The sequence below is a fragment of the Actinomyces stomatis genome (assembly GCF_031292835.1).
GTDB lineage: Bacteria > Actinomycetota > Actinomycetes > Actinomycetales > Actinomycetaceae > Actinomyces > Actinomyces stomatis.
The window spans coordinates 20,356-39,526 of sequence record NZ_JASPEP010000011.1 but is presented as its reverse complement, the minus strand read 5'-3'; the positions used below and the strand labels follow the sequence as shown (position 1 = coordinate 39,526).

Below are 19,171 nucleotides of genomic sequence, written 5' to 3'. Positions count from 1 at the left end.
GTCCCAACCACGGTGACGAGTACCCACGACGCTCCTTGACGATCCTCAGTGGAGAGCCGGTAGGAGAGCGGCGGTTCCTCGAGGGCTCACTCCGTGCCGTGGCACGTCAGCCCCTTCTTGGGCATGGTGCCGGTGAGCAGGTAGGTGTCGACCGCCTTGGTGACACAGGGGCCGCTCCCGGAGCTGGCGTAAGCCGTATGCCCGTTGCCCTCCCAGGTGAGGAGCTGGCCGGAGTCCAGCTGATCGGCCAGGGCCACGGCATCCTCGTACGGAGTGGCCGGGTCGCCGGTCGTCCCGATCACGAGGATCGGCGCGGCTCCCTTGGCGTGGAGCGCCTTGGGCGGTTGGGTGCCGGTGTGCCCCCAGGCCTGGCACCCCAGTTCGACTCCATCGAAAGTGGATGCGAACCGAGGTGAGATCTTCTGCAGCTCCTCACTCTGCGCCTTCCAGGTGGCCATGTCGCCCTCGACCCGGTAGTCCAGGCAGTTGACGCTGATCAACGCACCGGTGCTGGCCAGGGGCTGAGCGTCAAGCTGGTCCGCGATAGACCTGAAGGCCCAGGCGTTATTCTCGTTGACGACCTCCCCAAATGCCTCATTCAGGGTGTCCCACGCGGTTTCCGGAGAATAGAGCATGACCGACACGACCTGCTTCATGTCGTCGCCCGTCACCGGACGGGTCACGTCCGAGGAGGGCACGGGCGACTGGTCGGCCGAGGTGAAGATGTCCCCGATCTGCTGGACGCCCGCGTCGACATCACCGGACAGGGGGCAGCTCTGCCCCGACTGGCACCAGGCGACATAGTTGCGCAGCGCCCGCTCGAAGCCCCGAGCCTGTCCCTTAATGAGCTCGGTGAAGCTGAGACTGGGGTCCTGGGCGCCGTCGAGGAACATGCGGCCGGTGTTGGCGGGGAAGAGCTCGGCGTAGTGAGCCCCCAGGTAGGTGCCGTAGGAGAAGCCCGCGTAGTTGAGCTTCTGGTCCCCGGACAGCGCCCGCAGCACGTCGAGATCCCGAGCCACCGAGACGGTGTCCACATGGTCGAGCAGCTCAGTCGGCTTGGTGTTCGCCGCGCAACTGGCCTCGAACTGCTTGAACTGTGCGGAGATGACGGCGGCACGCTGCTCGAACGTCATGCCGCCTTCTCCGGCATTGACCGGAGTACCTTCCGACGCCGCCTCCAGCTCGGTGTCGGAGGTGCAGTTCACGGCGGTGGAGGAGCCGACACCGCGGGGGTCGAAGCCGATGATGTCGTAGGCCTTCTGCACGCCGGCGAAGGTCGAGGTCACCGACTCGCCGATGTCGTTCACCCCGGATTCACCGGGGCCGCCGGGGTTCATGAAGAGGGTGCCCTGGCGCGTCGAGCCGGCGGCCAGGTGCTTCTTCATCGCGATCTCAATGGTCTGCCCATCCGGCTGGGAGTAGTCCAACGGCACCTTGACCTTGGCGCACTGAAAACCAGTCTTATCAGCCGACTTCTCCACCCCGGCAGTGGCCACGCAGTCATACCAGTCGACCTTCTGACCATAGAAGGACTCCAGCCCCTTGGGCACCGCAGCCTTGGAATTGGAAGAGGCTGCCGGAGCCGGACCCGCGGCAGGCACCGCAGCCGCAGGAACCACACCGGCCCCCACCCCCAGGCACACACCCGCCACAGCCGCCAGCACCCCGGCACCCACCCGACGACCTGAAGCGGTTCGACCCGAACAGGAGGAGTGTTTCACGTCATTTTTCATGGTCGCCATATTACAAATGCTAAACGGAACATGCCCGTGTCATCGGCAGGCATCTGAGGGACGAAAAAGAACCGTGGTTGGGGCGCTTGACTCCAGCGTCCCAACCACGGTGATGAGCATCCGCAGCACTCCTTGACGATCCTCAGTGCGGAACCTGCAAGAGGGCGGCGGTTCCTCGAGGGCTCACTCCGTGCCGTGGCACGTCAGCCCCTTCTTGGGCATGGTGCCGGTGAGCAGGTAGGTGTCGACCGCCTGGGTGACGCAGGGGCCATGCCCGGGATTCGAGTAGGCCGCGTGCCCGTTGCCCTCCCAGGTGAGGAGCTGGCCGGACTCCAGCTGATCGGACAGGGCCACGGCCCACTCGTGCGGAGTGGCCGGGTCGCCGGTCGTCCCGATCACGAGGATCGGTGCGGCTCCCTTGGCGTGGAGCGCCTTGGGCGGCTGGGTGCCGGTATGCCCCCAGGCCTGGCAGCCGAGGTCACCGGCCTCCGAGATGGTGGCGAAGCGGGGAGCGATTCTCTCCAGCTCCTTGCTCTGCGCCGTCCAGGCGGCCATGTCGCCCTCGACCCGATAGTCCAGGCAGTTGATGCCGACCGTCGCACCCATGTTGACCAGCGGGTGAGCGGTGAGCTGGTCCACGATGGTCCTGAAGGTCGAGGCGTCGTGCTGGTTGATGACCTGTCCCAGGGCTTCATTCACGGTGCCCCAAGCAGCTTCCGGAGAATAGAGCAGGAGCCCCACGACCTGCTTCATCTCCTCGCCCGTGACCGGACGGTTCGGGTCCGAGGAGGGCACGGGCGACTGGTTGGCCGAGGTGAAGATGTCCCCGATCTGCTGGACGCCCGCGTCGACATCACCGGACAGGGGGCAGCTCTGCCCCGACTGGCACCAGGCGACGTAGTTGCGCAGCGCCCGTTCGAAGCCCAGGGCCTGCCCCTGCCTGCGTTCGCTGTAGGTCAGGCTGGGGTCCATGGCGCCGTCGAGGAACATGCGGCCGGTGTTGGCGGGGAAGAGCTCGGCGTAGTGAGCCCCCAGGTAGGTGCCGTAGGAGAAGCCCGCGTAGTTGAGCTTCTGGTCCCCGGACAGCGCCCGCAGAACATCAAGGTCTCGGGCCACCGAGACGGTGTCCACATGGTCGAGCAGCCCGGCCGGCTTGGTGTTCGCCGCACAACTGGCCTCCAACTGCTTGAACTGCGTGGAGATGGCGGCGGCCCGCTGCTCGAATGTCGTGGCGCTGGCTGCGGCGTTGACTGGAGCGGCCCCCGCCATGGCCTTCACCTCGGTGTCGGAGGTGCAGGTGATGGCGGTGGAGGCACCGACGCCGCGGGGGTCGAAGCCGATGATGTCGTAGGCGCTCTGCACGCCGGCGAAGGTCGTCGTCGCCATGACGCCAACGCTGTCCACCCCGGACCCACCGGGGCCGCCGGGGTTCATGAAGAGGGTGCCCTGGCGCGTCGAGCCGGTGGCCAGGTGCTTCTTCATCGCGATCTCAATGGTCTGCCCATCCGGCTGGGAGTAGTCCAACGGCACTGTGACCTTGGCGCACTGAAAACCAGTCTTATCAGCCGACTTCTCCACCCCGGCAGTGGCCACGCAGTCATACCACTCGACCTTCTGACCATAGAAGGACTCCAGCCCCTTGGGCACCGCAGCCTTGGAATTGGAAGAGGCTGCCGGAGCCGGCCCCGCAGCAGGCACCGCAGCCGCAGGAACCACGCCGGCCCCCACCGCCAGGCACACACCCGCCACAGCAGCCAGCGCCCCAGCAGACACCCGACGATGCCGGAGGCCTCCGGATCGTCCCCCTTTGTCCACAACCGGGAGCAAGGACCGATCGGAGCAATTCCTTGGATGATGCTTCGTTCTCGTTATCGTTTCCATACCGAAGATGGTATGAACCGATCGGTCAGTGTGTGATCCCTCTCAGGGATGAGATGGACCGTTGCTCTCTCCCCCGCGAGCCCCATCGTCCTGCGGATCCTCGCAATGCACGAGCCCCCAGGACACGGCCCAGGCCCATATCCGATCGAGCTCCTCCTCCATGAGGTAGTGAGCCCGGGCCTCGGTGAGCGCCCGAGTACTCATTCCTCCCAGCGCCACCGTGCCTGCCTCGCTGCGCACTGTCGCCTGCACGCTCGGGCCTGCGCCGCGGATGGGACGAGCAGTTCGGGGGTCTCGAGCGATGACGAAGTCGTCCCGGGAGCCGGGCCAGGCGACGTCGTAGGAGCGCAGCAGCGTCCTGCTGTGGATACCGGTTCGGTCGAAGACGGTCCGCGGCCGCAGGGTCAGGTACCCCATGAGGAGGCACAGTGCCGCCGCGGCGAAGCAGGCGAGCATCCCCCGGTACTGCGCGTAGGTCATGATCGCCGCCCCGATGGCCACGCCCAGGGCGCCGACGGCGATGAGCCCCCAGGCGATGACTCGCTCCTGCGGGCTCGACCTACGGATGATCGGCTCGAACCGAGCGGCGCGGCCACCGCTTTCGGCCCCTGACTGTGTCACGGTCATGTCACGACTCTTGCACACCCGGCCGTGGCCGTCTTGGTTTTGGAGGTTGCGTCGGCCGGTGCTCCGGCCCTACGGAGGACACCTCACGCCACATCACAGGTCGGATGGGGCAGGGGGGGGCTCACCGTCCTTCGGCCTGGGGGCGCAGCTGCACCATGAGCGCCTCGACGGCCAGCAGGGGGGCGGCGTTGGAGCGCAGGCGGCTGCGGCACTCCTCGATGGCCCCGATGCGGGCCAGGGACTGCTCGGGGCTGGTCGTGCGGGCGGCCTGGTCGACGGCGTCGGCCAGGTCGAGGTTGACGCGCTCGACGTCGCTGCCCATCTGGGTGGTCAGGACGTCGCGGTAGAAGGACAGCAGGTCGATCATGGCCCGGTCCAGGACGTCGGTGCGGGCGCGCTTGGCGCGGCGCTTCTGGTCCTCCTCGAGCTGACGGATCTGGGCTCGCAGGGCCGCCGGGATCTTCCCGTCGCTCTCCAGGCCGAGGGCGCGGGTGAGCTCGGCCTTCTCGCGGGCGTCGCGCTCGGCGGTGGCCTCCTTGGCCTCGGACTCGGCGGCATCGACCAGGGAGGCGGCGGCCAGGACGGCGTCACCGACGCTGCGCAGCGAGACCGGGGCGAGCAGGAGACGGCGGCGGCGGTCCCAGGCGCCGGCGTCGGTGGCCAGATGGCGGGCGAGCCCGATATGCGACTGGCTGGCCCGGGCGGCTCGGGCGGCCAGCTCGGGGTCGGCGCCGTCTCGGCGCACGAGGAGCTCGGCGACGGCGTCGGCCGGCGGGATCCGCAGCGTCACCAGGCGGCAGCGGGAGCGGATGGTGGGCAGGACGTCGTCGGCGCTGGGGGTGCACAGCAGCCAGACGGTCTGGGGCGGGGGCTCCTCGATGGACTTGAGCAGGACATTGGTGGTGCGCTCGGCCATGCGGTCGGCGTCCTCGACGAGGATGACGCGCCAGCGTCCGGTCCAGGGGCGGCGCTGAGCCTCGCCGATGAGGGTCTTGACCTCCTCCATGGTGATGATGAGCTTCTCGGTGGTCAGGCGCACGACGTCGGGGTGGGATCCGGCCATGACGTCACGGCAGGGCTTGCACTGCCCACAGCCGGGCACGGGACCGGTGCACTGCAGGGCGGCGGCGAAGGCTCGGGCGGCATTCGAGCGGCCCGAGCCGGGCGGGCCGGTCACCAGCCAGGCGTGGGTCATGGCGAGCCCGACCGGCGATGTCGCTCCTGAGCCCGCTCCCCCGCCTCGCACGGCCTCGGGGGCGTCTCCGGCGGCGGCCTGCGCCTCGCGCTGCTCAGCGGCCTGGCGGGCGGCCTGGGCAGCGGCGGTGAAGGCTGCCACAGCGCTCTCCTGGCCGACGACGTCCTCCCACACACTCATGAGCGCGCCTCCTCGTCCGGCTCTGCGGCACTGCGGCGGGCGGCGGCCTCCACGAAGGCCTCCAGGCCGAGGAGCACGCCCTGGTGGGCCCCGCCGTGGGCGAGGTGAACACCGTGACGGCGCACCACGGCGACAACGGCCTCAATGACGTCGTCGGCCACCTGGTCGACGGGCCGATCGGCGTCGACGACGACGAAGCGTTCGGGCTCGGCCTGGGCCAGGGTGAGGAACTGCCGGCGCAGGGAGGTGCGGAAGGCGTCCCCCTCCTGCTCGAGGCGGTCCTTGGCGCCGCGACCGGCGGTGCGCCGCTCGGCCAGGGCGGGGTCGCCGTCGAGCAGGATGGTCAGGTCCGGCAGGAGGCCCTCGGTGGCCCACAGGGAGAGGTCGCGGACCTCCTGGGGGCCGAGCGAACGGGCTGCCCCTTGGTAGGCGACCGAGGAGTCGAGGTAGCGGTCGGCCAGGACGACGGCGCCGCGCTCGAGGGCGGGCCTCACGCGGGTGGCGATGTGGTGGGCGCGGTCGGCGGCGTACAGGAGGGCCTCGGCGCGCGGGGCGACGTGCCCGCCGTGCAGGAGGAGGCGGCGGATCTCGACGCCGAGCTCCGTGCCGCCCGGCTCACGGGTGAGGATGTGGTCGACATCCGCTGCGGCCAGGAGGTCGGCGAGGATGCGGATCTGCGTCGTCTTGCCGACGCCGTCGCCTCCCTCGAAGGAGATGAACAGACCGGGGCTGGGCGTAGGCGGAACGGGGGCGCCGGGAGCAGCGGGCGGGGCAGCGGTGGTCACGGGCCCAGGGTAACGGTCCATGGGGAAGGCCCCGGGAGCGTTGACTGGTCGCCGGCGAGCGCACTGGGCGAGGCGACGCCCTTTCCGCGAGACGACGTCATTGCCGCCCGCCACCTCTGACGCTCTCAGGCGGCTCCCTCAGTGATCCTGCCTGAGGTAGATGTAGCGGCAGCCCCACCAGGAGGCGCCCAGCCCCACTGCGGAGAGCGCGGCGATGAGCCCGAGCCCGCCGGCCAGCACCACCTGCTGGGGCATGGCCTCCAGTGCGATCAGCACCCCGATGACCGCGGGCCCTGCAACAAGGAGGCAAACAGCCAGGCCCCACATGATGAGCGCGGGCAGGGAGGTGATTACGCCATACGCGACGAGCAGGACAGGCCCCACCGCGGCGATCAGCCCGATGAGGAACAGATACGTGAGGTGCCGGCCCACGGTGTCGTTCGATAACCCACCCATTGCCAGGACCACTGCTGTTTCCCCGAGGAGCATGATCGCCCAGCCGACCGCGAGCAGGAGGTAGCGGGCAGCCAGGACATCAAGACGGGTAACGGGCAGTGCCCCGTAGAGCTGGCGCATCCGGGCCTCACGAGAGGGCCGCCATAGCATCAGGCCCACCATCAACACCGCGGCTAGCAGGTAGTACACCAGCTTGTCCGGGGAGAAGGGCCCCAGCCACCCCCTCACTCCGGGCACGGCCGCCCCCAGGGCACCGAGCGCGCACAGCCCCAGCAGCGCCACGGTATCCCGTCGCCTCCAGGTGAAGAGCAGCTCCAGACGCATGACGGCGCGCACCGTCTCCCACCGGGTCAGGGCGCCGGCCCCACGACTCCCCGACGCCGCAGGCGCGTCGGCTGGGCGCACGGCAGTGGACTCACTCATGATCATGTCCTTCTTCGTGACTCTATGTTCCTGATCAACCGTCAACAGCGCGTCCCACCCACATCGCCAGATCCTCAGTGGTCCTGCCGGGTGTAGATGCGGCGGCAGATCATCCAGGAGACGCCCAGTCCCGCTGGAACGAGCACGAGGAGCAGGGCCGTCAGGGCCAGGAGCATCCCGGACTGGGAGGCGGCGGTCAGGGATACCGCCTCGGAGCCCTTGACGAACCCGCCGAGCAGGCCCAGGACTGCGATCACCAGCATCATGACCACGATCCCCGTGAGGGGGCTGCGGTACCTGGCGAGCACCGGGAACATCACTGCGCAGATCCCCAGCACTGCCACCACCCACGCCAGCACGATCGCCCAGACCAGGGGATCGGCGGCGCCGAGGGCCCCGAGGAGATGGATGGCGGCCAGGAGGACTGAGACACCTCCGTAGGCCAGGCTGAGCAGGTAGTGGCCGGCAAGCACCTCCGAGCGGGTCACGGGCAATGCCCCGTAGAGCCGTAGGGCCCCTGAGGAGCGCGAGGGATCCCACAGGGTCAGGCACACCAACCCGCACAGGGTCAGGAGGAGGAAGGGTGGGAAGATCGCCAGGACGAGCACCAGCGGAAGCGGGAGCACTACCCCCAGCCAGCGGTGCGCGGTAATACCGGCCTGCGCGATGAGGATCAGCCCTATCATCGTCGTCAGGTACACCTGATTCCAGCTGATCAGCTCCAGGCGCATCACGGCGCGCATCGCCTCCCACCGGGTCAGGGCTCCCGCCCCCCGTACCGCCGCAGACGCGCCGGGAACGCGAGCGCCGGATGACTCGGGGGCAGCGGGCACGGTGGATACAGCCCGTGCGGCAGGCACAACGGACACGGACATGGGCGTGGACTCGGGCATGGTCGGTCTCCTTACTTCTTCTTGCTTCTTCCTCGGCCGGGCCTCAGTGGTCCTGGCGCCCGTACCAGCGGAGGGCCACCACCAGGGAGGCGCCCAGGAGGGCGGGGCAGGACAGGGCAGCCAGTACCGCGGGTACCGGCTCGCGCAGCACCTCAGTCACAGGTCCTGCCAGCAGCGGAGTGCCGCCGTAGAGGGCGCCGGCTCCCACCCCCAGGCACAGCCCCCACACCCACAGGGCCCTCTCCGGGGCCAGGCACAGGAACAGGGGCAGCCCGAGGGCCACGGACAGGCAGATGACGACCAGGCCGGCCATGAGGCCACCCCAGTCACCGGTGAGAGCGGCCACCGGTACGCAGACCAGGCAGGAGAGGAGCGCCAGGGCGAGCCCTTCGACCCAGCGGGCAGCGACCATCTCGCTGCGCCGCAGCGGCAGTGCTCCGTAGAGGCGCTCCATGCGGTGAGCCGCCTCGACGGCACTCTGGGCGTACTGGGCGCACAGTCCCAGGGCGACCCCCATCATCACCGTCGTCTGCAGACGGCCGACCAGGACGTCCATAGTGATGAACAGCGCGAGCGACAGGGGCAGGAGGAGCAGCGGACCACGACGGCGCAGCACGATGAGGTCGAGTCGCAGCACCGCCTCCACCCTGGCGCGCGCCATCTCGCCGCTGCCGCTTCCGGGGTCGGACTGCCCAGTCGGCGCAGTCTCTCCGATACGCCACCCTCTCACCGACACCGCCCTCGTCGTCCCCATCATCATGACGCTCACTGGTCCTGCCCGAGGTAGAGGCGGCGGCTCAGCGCCCACAGGCCGACGAGGGCGCAGGCGCCCAGGGCCAGGAGCAGGCAGTGGCCCGTCGTCGTCCGCAGTGCAAGGTCCCGGATCGGCCTGAAGCTGAGCACCAGCGCACCCAACCCCGCCAGGACCCCGATCGCGATCACCCAGACGTGGATCGCGATCACCCAGACGTGCAGGCCACGCCCACGCCCGAAGTGCAGGAACACGGGAATTCCCAGGGCCTGCCCCGTGATGAGGACAAGGGGAACGTCGAGCAGCTCACCCGGGAGCACACCCAGGGGGAGGCCTATGGCCGCGTAGAGGGCCGAGGCGGCCAGGACGGACAGCGCCGCGACCGCCCAGTAGGAATCGATGACCTCGGCCCGGGAGACGGGCAGAGAGGCCAGCAGACGGTTGATGCCGGAGCGCTCGGCGATCACTCCCGTTAGGCCCCCGGCCAGGGCGGTCCCCGTGAGGAATCCGCTGACCGGGACGATACTTCCGGAGACGATGCTGACGGCGCCCATAATGAGGAGAAGGCCGAGGAGGGAGGGCAGAGGACCTCGCAGGCTCAGAAGGTGCAACCGCACCAGCGAGAGCACCCGACCGCCCCGCCCGGGCCCGGTCGCGGCACCCCTCGTCATCGGGCCGGCCGGCACCTCGGCCACCGCGGCTGCCTCGGCGGGGTGCTCGCGTCGATCCGCGGTCATGAGGTCATTCACGGCCCGCCTCCTTGGCGATGTGCACGGCGAGGTCCTCGATGGTGGGAGCCTCGACGACGATGCGGTCAGCCAGTGCCTCGGCGGTGTCGGCCGGCATCATGGCCTCCCAGCCCAGCGAGGTGCTGCGCAGCCCAAGGCTGGCCTGGCGCACGGCGTCGGTCAGGTGCTCGGGGGTGCCGCGCACGAGTCGGAAGGAGCCGATGATCTCCTCGGCGGTGCCATTGGCCACGACCCTGCCCCGGCTGAGGATGACCAGGTAGTCGGCCAGCCGATCGAGGTCGGAGGTGATGTGGGTGGAGAACAGGATGGTGTGACCCTCCTCCACCATGAACTGGGCGAGCATGTCCACTATCTCGGCTCGGGCCAGGGGGTCCAGTCCGCCAGTGGGCTCGTCGAGGATGAGCAGCTCAGGATTGTGGGCCAGGGCCACCGCCATCTGCAGGCGCATGCCCATGCCCCGGCTGAGCTCCTTGACCTTCTTGGCGGGGTTGAGGCCCGCGGCCTGGAGCTCGGCGTCGTAGCGCTCCTGGGACCAGGTGGGGTAGAAGCGCCCGATGCCACGGCCCAGGTCCTTCAGGCGCCATTCGGGGTTGTAGGGCGGGGCATCGAAGACGACGCCGATGCGCTCATGGCCCAGGGTGGTGGCCGAGCCGGCATCGGGGTGGATCATGCCCAGGGCGGCCTTGATGGTGGTGGTCTTCCCCGAGCCGTTGGCCCCGACGAAACCTGTCACGTAGCCGGCGGGAACGGAGAAGGTGACATCACTGAGGCTGAAGTCCGGGTAGTGCTTCGTCAGGTGGGAGATCTCGACAGGGTTCACTTCTTGTCCTTGGAGGTGGTGGAGGTGGTGATGATGGTCTGAAGCATGGTGTGGAGCTCCTCGTCACTGAGCTGGGCCAGGCGCGCGCGCTCCACAGCGCGGTCGAGGTGCTCCTCGACCTCCCGCAGCACCTGCTCGCGCACCAGCTCGGAGTCCCGGGGCAGGACGAAGTAGCCCTTGCCGGGAACGTTGGCCAGGAAGCCGTCAGTGACGAGGTCGGAGTAGGCGCGGGTGGTGGTGATGACGCTGACACGCAGGTCCCGGGCCAGAGCCCGGATTGAGGGCAGCATCTCGTCGGCCTCCACCTGGCCCGTCAGGATCGCGTCCCTGACCTGCTGGGCGATCTGCTCGTAGATGGGAACTCCCGCCGTGTTGGACAGGACGACCGAGAGCGGCATAGCAACTCCTTCCGTACATGCACACTATAGACAGTAGGTGCACTACGGAGTCAAGTGCTGTTCGCCCGCATACGGCATGGGACACCGGCGGCCAGAGGTCGCCTCGGATCAGAGACGGCCCCGGCGACTGGCCCCAGAAGCAGGCCCAGTCGCCGGGTTCAGAAGCAGGTCCGGTCACCGCGCCCTTCAGACGCCACCACTACTCGCTGTGGACTGCCGCCACGGCACCGGACGGGGAAGGCGGGACGGGGCCGGGATCAGTCCCCGCTTCCCTGGAGACGGGTCTCGGTGTTGGTCCCGAAATCCTCCACCTTCGGGGTGTTGCCGGCCCAGACCACCTCCGCGCCGCTTCCCTTGATGACGACGCGATCGACGTCCTTGACGTAGACAGTCACGTTGCTGCCGGAGACGGTCAGCAGGCCGACGTAGTCGACGAAGACCTTCGTGTTGCTGGCGGTGACACTGAGGCTATCCACGTCACCCTCGACGCGGACGTCGTCGTTGGACTTGTCCAGGAGCATGGACGGGTTCGCCGAGACGGTCCGGTCCACGAACTCGAGGTCGCTCAGCCAGTCGCTGTCGGTGAGGGTCGCCCGAGCACCGGGACGGTCACCGCTTGCGGGCTGGGCGCTGGCCGCGGGGGCGCTGGAACCGACGGTGGTAGGCGAGGTTTGTTCCTGGGCACTCGGCGCAGCGGTCTCCGATCGGGGCGCCTGGGAGTCGGTTGTCGCCGTCGTGGCCTGGGAGTCGGTTGTCGCCGTCGTAGCCTGGGAGGCGGCCGCCGACTGCTTCGGGGCCGATTCCTCCTGGCCCGCTGCTGCGGCGGTCTCCTGGTCGGACGAGCCTCCGCCGACGGAGATGGAGCAGGCGCTGATGCCGGCCAGGGACAGGGCCACGAGGATGACGGCGGCCGTACGACGGGGACGGAGGGGATGAGTGGTCGGGGACATGGTTCTTCTCCGGTATTCAGATGCGGTGTGGGTGAGCGGGCGATATGACGAGCCGACCTGGTGGTCGGACGGTTCAGAAGGTCGGGACGAAGACCTCGACGCGGCGGTTGAGGCGGCGACCGCCGGGGTTGTCGGAGCCGTCGGGGTTCTCGTTGGGGGCTACCGGCTTGGTCTCGCCGAAGCCGACGGATTCGATCGAGGCGGTGACGCCGTCGGACTTCAGGGCGCTTGAGACGGCCTGCGCCCGCTGCTCGGAGAGGGTCTGGTTGGAGGCGTCGTCGGAGACGGAGTCGGTGTGGCCCTGCACCTGGACCTTGGGGGCCTTGGAGTCCTTGAGGACGGTGGCCAGGTTGGTCAGGGTGGTCGAGGCGTCGGAGCGCAGGTCGGATGAGCCGAAGTCGAACAGGACGCTGTCCTCCAGGGTGATGACGGTGCCGCAGGACTGCACCGGCTTGGCGGCGTCGATGGAGGGGAAGGTACCGACCTTGCCGGCCTTGGGGACCGGCTTGGCGGAGATCGAGGAGCCGTCGACGATGGCGCTGCCGTCACCGAGGTTGGTGATGGAGACCTTGCCATCGGAGTAGGTTCCCGAGCCGTCACCGTTGTTGGTGATGGAGACCTTGCCGTTGCTGTAGGTCCCTGAGCCGTCACCGTTGAGGGTGATGGACTCACCGGTGGAGGAGTCGCTGTAGGTCCCTGAGCCGTCACCGTTGACAGTGACCGAGACGTGACCGTCGCTGTAGGTGCCCGAGCCGTCACCGTTGACAGTGATGGAGACCTTGCCGTCGGAGTAGGTCCCTGAGCCGTCACCGTTGTTGGTGATGGAGACCTTGCCGTCGCTGAAGGTTCCCGAGCCGTCACCGTTGTTGGTGACCGAGGTGGATCCCGAGCTCGTGGTCATCGAGCCGTCGCCGCCCAGGACCGTCGAGCCGGAGACGAGCGATCCGCTCGCGTCGCAGCGGGCGGGCCTGACGGTAACGCCGGGCTGGGAGGTGATGGAGCGCGTGAGGTCCGGGGTGAAGACTCCGGTGGACTGGGTGAGCAGACTGAGGTCGGGCAGCGAGATCATGGGGATCGGGGGGATCTGTCCGGGCTCGTAGCCGGCAACGGCCTGCCCCGAGGAGCCCGCCGTTCCCGTCGCCGAGGCGGCGGCCCCGTCCGTGGTTCCGGCGGAGCCCTCGGAGTCCGAGGTGACCTGGGTCTGCGACTTCTGAGCCTGCGACGATGAACCGCCTCCGACGGACAGGGAGCACCCGCTCAGCGCGAGGGCGGCGATCAGGGAGAGGGAGGGCAGGGAGATGAGTGCTTTCGTCATGCCCCGAACGTTACTGAATCGTTGTCGCCGCGCGGTTCCCACCCTGTCGCAGTCCTGCGACAGGCCCCAGTGGGGTGACAGGGGCGTCCTCAGTCTCGACCGCCGGCAAGCCATGCGCTCACGGCGCATCCGATGGGCCCGCCACGGGCAGGCTCAGCCAGACGCGGGTTCCCACACCCTCACGGGAGGCCATGCGCACGCTGCCGCCGTGGCGGCGCACGATCGTGGAGACCAGCGCCAGGCCCAGCCCCGAGCCCGGCAGGCCCCGGGCGTTGCCGGCCCGGGCCAGCTCGCTCCACACCGCCGGCAGGTCCGCCTGCGGCACCCCGATCCCGGTGTCGGCCACCTCGATGGTGACGGTTCCGGACTCCTCCCGACCGCGCACCTCCACGGTCCCGCCGGGCCGGGTGTACTTCGAGGCGTTGGAGATGACGTTGTAGACGGCCGAGTACAGCAGGTCGCCGTCACCGCGCACATGCGACAGCGGCCACGGCACCTGGGGCAGATCCAGGCGGATCTTGGGTGCGCCGCCACGCGCCACCCCCTCCTCACCGACCGCCTGGGCGGCGTCGTGGACGGTCTCGGCGATATCGACGTCCTCCAGTGAGAGTGCGGCCGTCTCCAGGTCGGCCAGCTTGCGCAGGTCCGTCACCAAGCGCCCCATACGGCGGGCCTGGGCGTCGACGACGTCGACCCGGGCCTGCAGCTCCTGGGGCCGGGCCTGTGGCAGGTCGGCGACGGCGGCCCGCACCGCCGTCAGCGGATTCTTCAGCTCATGGTCCAGTCGACGCAGGAACTGCTGGTGACGGGACCACGCCTCCTCCTGGGCCTGACGTCGCCCCTGCTGCACCGCCAGGCGCAGCCTGCGGCGAATCACGGTCACAGTCAGGGCAACCAGCAGCAGAACGACCCCGATCTCCGCCACCACCAGTGGCATCGCCGTCGAGACGACCAGCGGGTCCAGTCCGAGGATCGCATAGGAGACCACCGCCGCAACGGCAACGGCCACCACCGCCAGCACCCATCCGATCCAGGCGATCCGCCGGGGCTTCTTCGTCGCGGGGTCCAGGTGGGTCGGGGCGGCTTCGGCGACGACTCCGGCCAAGGGCTCGACGGGTTGGGGCTCGGCCGCAGCCTGCTGGCGGCCCACCGGATCCCCCGCCATCGAGTAGCCGACCGGCGGCGCGCCCTGCGCTGCGGGCCGGGTGACCGGCATGGTGCGCGGCCCACCCGTGTCCACCGCCGGCTCCAGGTAACGGGTGCGGCCGTCCTGCACGGGCGCCGCGCGCGGTGGAACCGAGGGTGGCAGCTGCGGCGACGGTGGTATCGGCGACAGGCTCATGCCCGGACCTCGGCCCGGAATCGGTAGCCGACGGAGGGAACCGTCTCGATGTAGATGGGGTGGGCGGCGTCGTCGCCCAGAGCCTGGCGGATCTCGCGGATACGGTGGTCGACGGCGCGCGTCGAGGTGGCGAAGTCGATGCCCCACAGGGAGGCCAGCAGGTCGTCACGGGTGTGGAGCTCACCGGGATGGCTCATGAGGTAGTCCAGGAGCATCGTCGCCTTCGGGGTGAGCGTCACCTCGCGCCCCGACAGGGTCACTCGCCGCGAGGTCCGCTCCAGGAGCAGCTCTCCGGCCATGAGCCGGGAGGCGGAGGTCAGCGGCTGGGCCACGCCACGGGTGCGACGCAGCACCGCGCGGATCCGGGAGGCGAGCTCGGCGGGGTCGAAGGGCTTGGACAGGTAGTCGTCGGCGCCGTCGTCCAGGGCCGAGACCCGCTCATAGGAGGCGTCCACCTGGGTGAGCAGGATGATGGGGGTCCAGGCCCCACCGGCCCTGACCCGCCGCACCAGCTCCCGCCCGTCCATCCTGGGCATGAGGACGTCGGAGACGATGATGTCCACCTGGTAGGAGGCCAGGAGGTCCAGGGCCTCCACCCCGTCCGAGGCGAGCAGGACCCGGCACCCGCCGCGCTCCAGGTAGGGGCCCAGCGAGCGGCGGATGGGGGCCTCGTCGTCGACGAGCAGGACGGTGGCGGACGGAGCCGGTGCAGCGGGCTGGGTCACGGCAGTCTCACTGGCTGAGCTTCCCGGTGGTGTTGTTGGCACCGGTGTCCTGGATCGTCGGGTCGTCGCCCAGCCAGTGGACGGTGACGCCCGAGCCCATGATGTTGAGGTGGTCGATGTCGCGGGCGTAGACGGTGACGTTGGAGCCCTGGACGGTGAGGTCGTCGATGTCCTCGGCAGCGATCTTGACGTCAGAGCCCTGAACCGTCAGCTTCTCGAGGTCGCCGACCAGGTTGAGCGTCGTTCCGGATCCCTGGACGGAGTAAGTGCCGGAGACCTCGGTGCGCTGCCCATTGCTCTGGATGTCCTTCCAGGTGGCGTCCGTGATGGGGGCGTCGTCACCGTCCTTGTCGTCGTCGTGATCGCCGTCCTTGCTGCTGGAGGCGGCGGGGGCCTGAGCCGAGCCGCCGGAGGAGGTCTGGGAGTCGGCCGTCGCAGCCTCCTTGGCATCGGTCTTGGACGAGTCCTTGGAGCCGGCGCCCTGAGAGTCCTTCTGCTCGGCCTGGGCGGCCGGCGTACCGGAGTCCCCGGAGCCGGAACCGTTGACGGACAGGGAGCAGGCGCCCAGACTCAGGGACAGGGCCAAAGCAGCAGTGCCGGCGAGAACAATCTTGGGCAGACGCATGATGGGATCCTCTCAGGAAACGTGTGGGGAGTTGTACAAAAAATACAATACCGGCCGATTGTCCCCTCCTCGTCGCAGTACTGTCGCAGAACTGCGACACAGGCCGCGACGATGATCACGGGGCACCCAGCTTGCGCGTGTGGGGACATTCTGCGCCAACGAGGACCCTTACGTACGGTCGGGGACATTCGACGCCGTCGGGGACAGGAATCCGGTCCCCGGACGCGCGGACTGTCCCCGACCGGAGGAAGACGCACCCCGGCGCGCAGAATGTCCCCGGCTGAGACCGGCGGCGGTGGTCCGCCCCACCGCCGCGGCCCCTTTTACTCCTCCTTCGAAGCAGCCGCCTTGCTCGTCGCCGTCTTCGCGGCGGTCTTCTTGGTGGCGGTGGTCTTCTTCGCCGTCGTCTTCTTGGCGGCGGTCTTGCGCGTCGTGGTCTTGCGCGTGGTGCGCTTCTTGGCCGGGCCCTTGGCGCGCTTGTCCGCGAGCAGCTCGAAGGCCCGCTCGGCGGTGATGGTGGCCGGGTCCTCACTGCGGGGCACGGTCACGTTGGTCTGCCCGTCAGTGATGTAGGGGCCGAAACGACCGTCCTTGATGACCACCGGCTTGTCAGTGGCCGGGTCCTGACCCAGCTCACGCAGCGGCCCGCGGGCGGCCGCCTGCCCTCGACGCCGCTTGGGCTGGGCGAAGATCTCCAGGGCCTGCTCCAGGGTCACGGCGAAGATCTGCTCCTCGGTCTCCAGGGAGCGCGAGTCCGTGCCCTTCTTGAGGTAGGGCCCGTAGCGGCCGTTCTGGGCAGTGATGTCCTCGCCCGACTCAGGATCCTGCCCGACGACGCGCGGCAGGCTCAGCAGGTCCAGGGCCTGCTCCAGCGTCACGGTCGACAGATCCATGGAGCGCAGGAGGCTGGCGGTGCGGGGCTTGGGTTTGGCCGCCTTCTTCGTCTTCGTGGACTTCGCCGCCTTCGCCGTCTTGGTCGCCGCCTCCCCGGCCTGGGCGGCTGCGGAGGCCTCAGCCCCGGCCGTCTCCTCCGGGTCTGGCAGGACCTCGGTGACGTAGGGACCGTATCGGCCGTCCTTGGCGATGATGACGTGTCCGCTGACCGGGTCGACGCCGAGCTCGCGGCCATCGTCGGCGGCACGGGTGAAGAGCTCGCGGGCCTTGTCCACGGTCAGCTCGTCGGGGGCGAGGTCGGCCGGCACGTTGGCGCGCTTGCCCTCGGCGTCCTCCAGGTAGGGGCCGTAACGCCCCACCCGCAGGGTGATGCCCTCACCGATCTCGATGGAATTGACGGCGCGGGCGTCGATCTCACCGAGGTTGTCCACCAGGCCCTTGAGACCGTGGGCGCGCAGCGCGGCGGCCGCGGCGTCGAGATCACCCGAGGCGGCGGCCTGGGCGACCTCCTGTGCGACGGCGCCGCCCTGACCGTTGTAGAAGCGCCGCAGCCAGGCGACCCGGTCCTCCTCACCGGCGGCGATCCGGTCCAGGTCGCGCTCCATGGAGGCGGTGAAGTCGTAGTCGACGAGCTCGGCGAAGTTCTCCTCGAGCAGCCGGGTGACGGCGAAGGCGAGCCAGGTGGGCACCAGGGCCTGGCCGCGGTGGTCGACGTAGCCGCGGTCGGAGATCGTGGACATGGTGGCCGCGTAGGTCGAGGGGCGGCCGATCTCGCGCTCCTCGAGAGCCTTGACCAGGGATGCCTCGGTGTAGCGCGGCGGCGGCGTGGTCTCGTGGCCGGCGGCCTCGGCGGCCAGGGGGGCCAGCTCCTGGCCGGAGATCATCGCGGGCAGGCGCACGTCCTTGGAGTCCTTGGCGGCGGCGCCGGAGTCGTCCTGGTAGCGCTCGGCGTCGCGTCCCTCCTCGTAGGCGGCCAGGAAGCCGCGGAAGGTGATGACGGTGCCCGACGCCGTCAGACCGGCGGTGGAGAAGGTGGGGCCCGAGTCGCGCGACTCGCCGGCCGCCGGCGTCAGCGGCACCTCGACGGTCACGGTGGCGGTGGAGCCGACGGCGTCGGCCATCTGCGAGGCCACGGTCCGCTTCCAGATGAGCTCGTAGAGACGGAACTGGGCACCGGTCAGCTCGCCGGAGACCTGGGCCGGGGTGCGGAAGTGGTCGCCGGCGGGGCGGATCGCCTCGTGGGCCTCCTGGGCGCCCTTGGACTTGGAGGCGTAGACGCGGGGGCGCTCGGGGACGTACTCGGCCCCGTAGAGCTCGGCCACCTGCGAGCGGGCCGCGGCCACGGCCTGACCGGACAGGACCGTGGAGTCGGTACGCATGTAGGTGATGAAGCCGTTCTCGTAGAGGCCCTGCGCCACGCGCATGGTCTCGCGCGGGTTCATGCGCAGCTTGCGGGAGGCCTCCTGCTGGAGGGTGGAGGTGGTGAAGGGTGCCGCCGGGCGGCGCTTGTAGGGCTTGTCCTCCACACCGGCCACGCGCGGCTCTCCCCGACCGATGGCCTCGGCCACCGCGGTGGCCCCCACCTGGTGGAGGTGGACGGCGGAGGCCTTGAGCGCGGCGGGACGCAGCTGGCCGTCGTCGTTGAAGTCGCGGCCGGTGGCCACGCGCCGCCCGTCGAGGGTGACGAGCCGGGCGGTGAAGGAGGCGTCCTGGCGGGCGGCGACGTCCACTGCGGACAGGACGGTGGAGAAGGTGGCCTCCACTCCCCAGTAGGAGGCGGAGCGAAAGGCCATGCGCTCGCGCTCCCGCTCGACGACGAGGCGGGTGGCCACCGACTGGACGCGCCCGGCGGACAGACCGGCGCGGACCTTGCGCCACAGGACCGGGCTGACCTCGTAGCCCACGAGGCGGTCCAGGATGCGGCGGGTCTCCTGGGCGTCGACAAGGTGGATGTCCAGGTCGCGGGTGTTGTCCAGGGCCCGGGTGACGGCCTCGCGGGTGATCTCGGTGAAGACCATGCGGCGCACCGGGACCTTGGGCTTGAGGACCTGCTGAAGGTGCCAGGCGATGGCCTCGCCCTCACGGTCGTCGTCAGTGGCCAGGTAGAGCTCGTCGGCATCCTTGAGGGCCTTCTTGAGCTGGGCGACCGTCTTCTTCTTGTCAGGGTTGACGACGTAGTAGGGGGTGAAGTCGTCCTCGACGTCGACCGCGAACTTCCCGTAGGGCCCCTTCTTCATGGTGGCGGGCAGCTCGGAGGGCTGTGGCAGGTCGCGGATGTGCCCCACGGAGGCCTCGACGTCGAACTCCGGACCCAGGTAGCCGGCGATGGAGCGCACCTTGTTGGGGGACTCCACGATGACGAGCTTGGTGGACACGTAAAGCCTTCCTCACGGGTGGTGCGCGGCTGGCCGCGGCTGGTTCACGACGTC

The 19,171-nt window shown here is 69.5% G+C and carries 17 protein-coding genes; all 17 read right to left on the bottom strand.

What is annotated here, in order from left to right:
* Window positions 1–86: 86 nt before the first annotated feature.
* Window positions 87–1,733 (bottom strand): alpha/beta hydrolase, encoded by a 1,647-nt coding sequence (locus RIV12_RS07650; protein ID WP_309323053.1) that lies wholly within the window; start codon window positions 1,731–1,733, stop codon window positions 87–89.
* A gap of 183 nt (window positions 1,734–1,916) precedes the next feature.
* Window positions 1,917–3,614 carry an alpha/beta hydrolase gene (locus tag RIV12_RS07645; protein ID WP_309323036.1) on the bottom strand — a complete coding sequence of 566 codons (1,698 nt, stop codon included), beginning with the start codon at window positions 3,612–3,614 and terminating at the stop codon, window positions 1,917–1,919.
* 42 nt (window positions 3,615–3,656) lie between these two features.
* On the bottom strand, window positions 3,657–4,241 hold the full coding sequence (locus RIV12_RS07640; protein ID WP_075417646.1) for a hypothetical protein: 585 nt from the start codon (window positions 4,239–4,241) through the stop codon (window positions 3,657–3,659).
* A gap of 121 nt (window positions 4,242–4,362) precedes the next feature.
* Window positions 4,363–5,616 (bottom strand): DNA polymerase III subunit delta', encoded by a 1,254-nt coding sequence (locus RIV12_RS07635; protein ID WP_309323035.1) that lies wholly within the window; start codon window positions 5,614–5,616, stop codon window positions 4,363–4,365.
* Complete coding sequence (gene tmk / locus RIV12_RS07630) at window positions 5,613–6,422, bottom strand: dTMP kinase (protein ID WP_428978923.1); 810 nt, start codon at window positions 6,420–6,422, stop codon at window positions 5,613–5,615. Before tmk ends, RIV12_RS07635 begins: the two co-directional genes overlap by 4 nt.
* Window positions 6,423–6,539: 117 nt before the next feature.
* Window positions 6,540–7,280, bottom strand: coding sequence for a hypothetical protein (locus RIV12_RS07625; RefSeq protein WP_309323033.1), 741 nt, complete (start codon window positions 7,278–7,280; stop codon window positions 6,540–6,542).
* 74 nt (window positions 7,281–7,354) lie between these two features.
* A complete protein-coding gene (locus RIV12_RS07620) occupies window positions 7,355–8,173 on the bottom strand; it encodes an ABC-2 transporter permease (protein ID WP_309323032.1) in 819 nt (272 codons plus the stop codon).
* A 43-nt stretch (window positions 8,174–8,216) separates the two neighbouring features.
* Window positions 8,217–8,933 (bottom strand): ABC-2 transporter permease, encoded by a 717-nt coding sequence (locus RIV12_RS07615; RefSeq protein WP_309323052.1) that lies wholly within the window; start codon window positions 8,931–8,933, stop codon window positions 8,217–8,219.
* Window positions 8,934–8,938: 5 nt separating this feature from the next.
* A complete protein-coding gene (locus tag RIV12_RS07610; RefSeq protein WP_309323031.1) occupies window positions 8,939–9,673 on the bottom strand; it encodes an ABC-2 transporter permease in 735 nt (244 codons plus the stop codon).
* Window positions 9,666–10,493 (bottom strand): ABC transporter ATP-binding protein, encoded by an 828-nt coding sequence (locus RIV12_RS07605; RefSeq protein WP_309323030.1) that lies wholly within the window; start codon window positions 10,491–10,493, stop codon window positions 9,666–9,668. The genes RIV12_RS07610 and RIV12_RS07605 overlap by 8 nt, the downstream gene beginning before the upstream one ends.
* On the bottom strand, window positions 10,490–10,891 hold the full coding sequence (locus RIV12_RS07600) for a GntR family transcriptional regulator (protein WP_075404776.1): 402 nt from the start codon (window positions 10,889–10,891) through the stop codon (window positions 10,490–10,492). The genes RIV12_RS07605 and RIV12_RS07600 overlap by 4 nt, the downstream gene beginning before the upstream one ends.
* Before the next feature lie 257 nt (window positions 10,892–11,148).
* The gene (locus RIV12_RS07595; RefSeq protein WP_309323029.1) at window positions 11,149–11,841 is read right to left on the bottom strand and encodes a DUF3060 domain-containing protein; all 693 of its coding nucleotides are present in this window, start codon (window positions 11,839–11,841) and stop codon (window positions 11,149–11,151) included.
* Between the two features lie 73 nt (window positions 11,842–11,914).
* A complete protein-coding gene (locus RIV12_RS07590) occupies window positions 11,915–13,156 on the bottom strand; it encodes an OmpA family protein (protein ID WP_309323028.1) in 1,242 nt (413 codons plus the stop codon).
* Between the two features lie 118 nt (window positions 13,157–13,274).
* Window positions 13,275–14,498: a sensor histidine kinase gene (locus RIV12_RS07585; protein WP_309323027.1), complete on the bottom strand. Its 1,224-nt coding sequence runs from the start codon at window positions 14,496–14,498 to the stop codon at window positions 13,275–13,277.
* On the bottom strand, window positions 14,495–15,223 hold the full coding sequence (locus RIV12_RS07580) for a response regulator transcription factor (protein ID WP_309323026.1): 729 nt from the start codon (window positions 15,221–15,223) through the stop codon (window positions 14,495–14,497). The genes RIV12_RS07585 and RIV12_RS07580 overlap by 4 nt, the downstream gene beginning before the upstream one ends.
* A gap of 7 nt (window positions 15,224–15,230) precedes the next feature.
* Window positions 15,231–15,848: a DUF3060 domain-containing protein gene (locus RIV12_RS07575; protein ID WP_075417656.1), complete on the bottom strand. Its 618-nt coding sequence runs from the start codon at window positions 15,846–15,848 to the stop codon at window positions 15,231–15,233.
* A 323-nt stretch (window positions 15,849–16,171) separates the two neighbouring features.
* Entirely contained in the window at window positions 16,172–19,117 is a 2,946-nt protein-coding gene (gene topA, locus RIV12_RS07570; protein WP_075417657.1) for a type I DNA topoisomerase, read from the bottom strand.
* Between the last annotated feature and the right edge of the window lie 54 nt (window positions 19,118–19,171).

Bases quoted from the DNA above. Each gene is read 5' to 3' on its own strand.
- RIV12_RS07650 (WP_309323053.1), bottom strand. From the start codon at position 1,733: ATGAAAAATGACGTGAAACACTCCTCCTGTTCGGGTCGAACCGCTTCA.
- RIV12_RS07645 (WP_309323036.1), bottom strand. From the start codon at position 3,614: ATGGAAACGATAACGAGAACGAAGCATCATCCAAGGAATTGCTCCGAT.
- RIV12_RS07640 (WP_075417646.1), bottom strand. From the start codon at position 4,241: ATGACCGTGACACAGTCAGGGGCCGAAAGCGGTGGCCGCGCCGCTCGG.
- RIV12_RS07635 (WP_309323035.1), bottom strand. From the start codon at position 5,616: ATGAGTGTGTGGGAGGACGTCGTCGGCCAGGAGAGCGCTGTGGCAGCC.
- tmk (WP_428978923.1), bottom strand. From the start codon at position 6,422: ATGGACCGTTACCCTGGGCCCGTGACCACCGCTGCCCCGCCCGCTGCT.
- RIV12_RS07625 (WP_309323033.1), bottom strand. From the start codon at position 7,280: ATGAGTGAGTCCACTGCCGTGCGCCCAGCCGACGCGCCTGCGGCGTCG.
- RIV12_RS07620 (WP_309323032.1), bottom strand. From the start codon at position 8,173: ATGCCCGAGTCCACGCCCATGTCCGTGTCCGTTGTGCCTGCCGCACGG.
- RIV12_RS07615 (WP_309323052.1), bottom strand. From the start codon at position 8,933: ATGATGATGGGGACGACGAGGGCGGTGTCGGTGAGAGGGTGGCGTATC.
- RIV12_RS07600 (WP_075404776.1), bottom strand. From the start codon at position 10,891: ATGCCGCTCTCGGTCGTCCTGTCCAACACGGCGGGAGTTCCCATCTAC.
- RIV12_RS07595 (WP_309323029.1), bottom strand. From the start codon at position 11,841: ATGTCCCCGACCACTCATCCCCTCCGTCCCCGTCGTACGGCCGCCGTC.
- RIV12_RS07590 (WP_309323028.1), bottom strand. From the start codon at position 13,156: ATGACGAAAGCACTCATCTCCCTGCCCTCCCTCTCCCTGATCGCCGCC.
- RIV12_RS07585 (WP_309323027.1), bottom strand. From the start codon at position 14,498: ATGAGCCTGTCGCCGATACCACCGTCGCCGCAGCTGCCACCCTCGGTT.
- RIV12_RS07575 (WP_075417656.1), bottom strand. From the start codon at position 15,848: ATGCGTCTGCCCAAGATTGTTCTCGCCGGCACTGCTGCTTTGGCCCTG.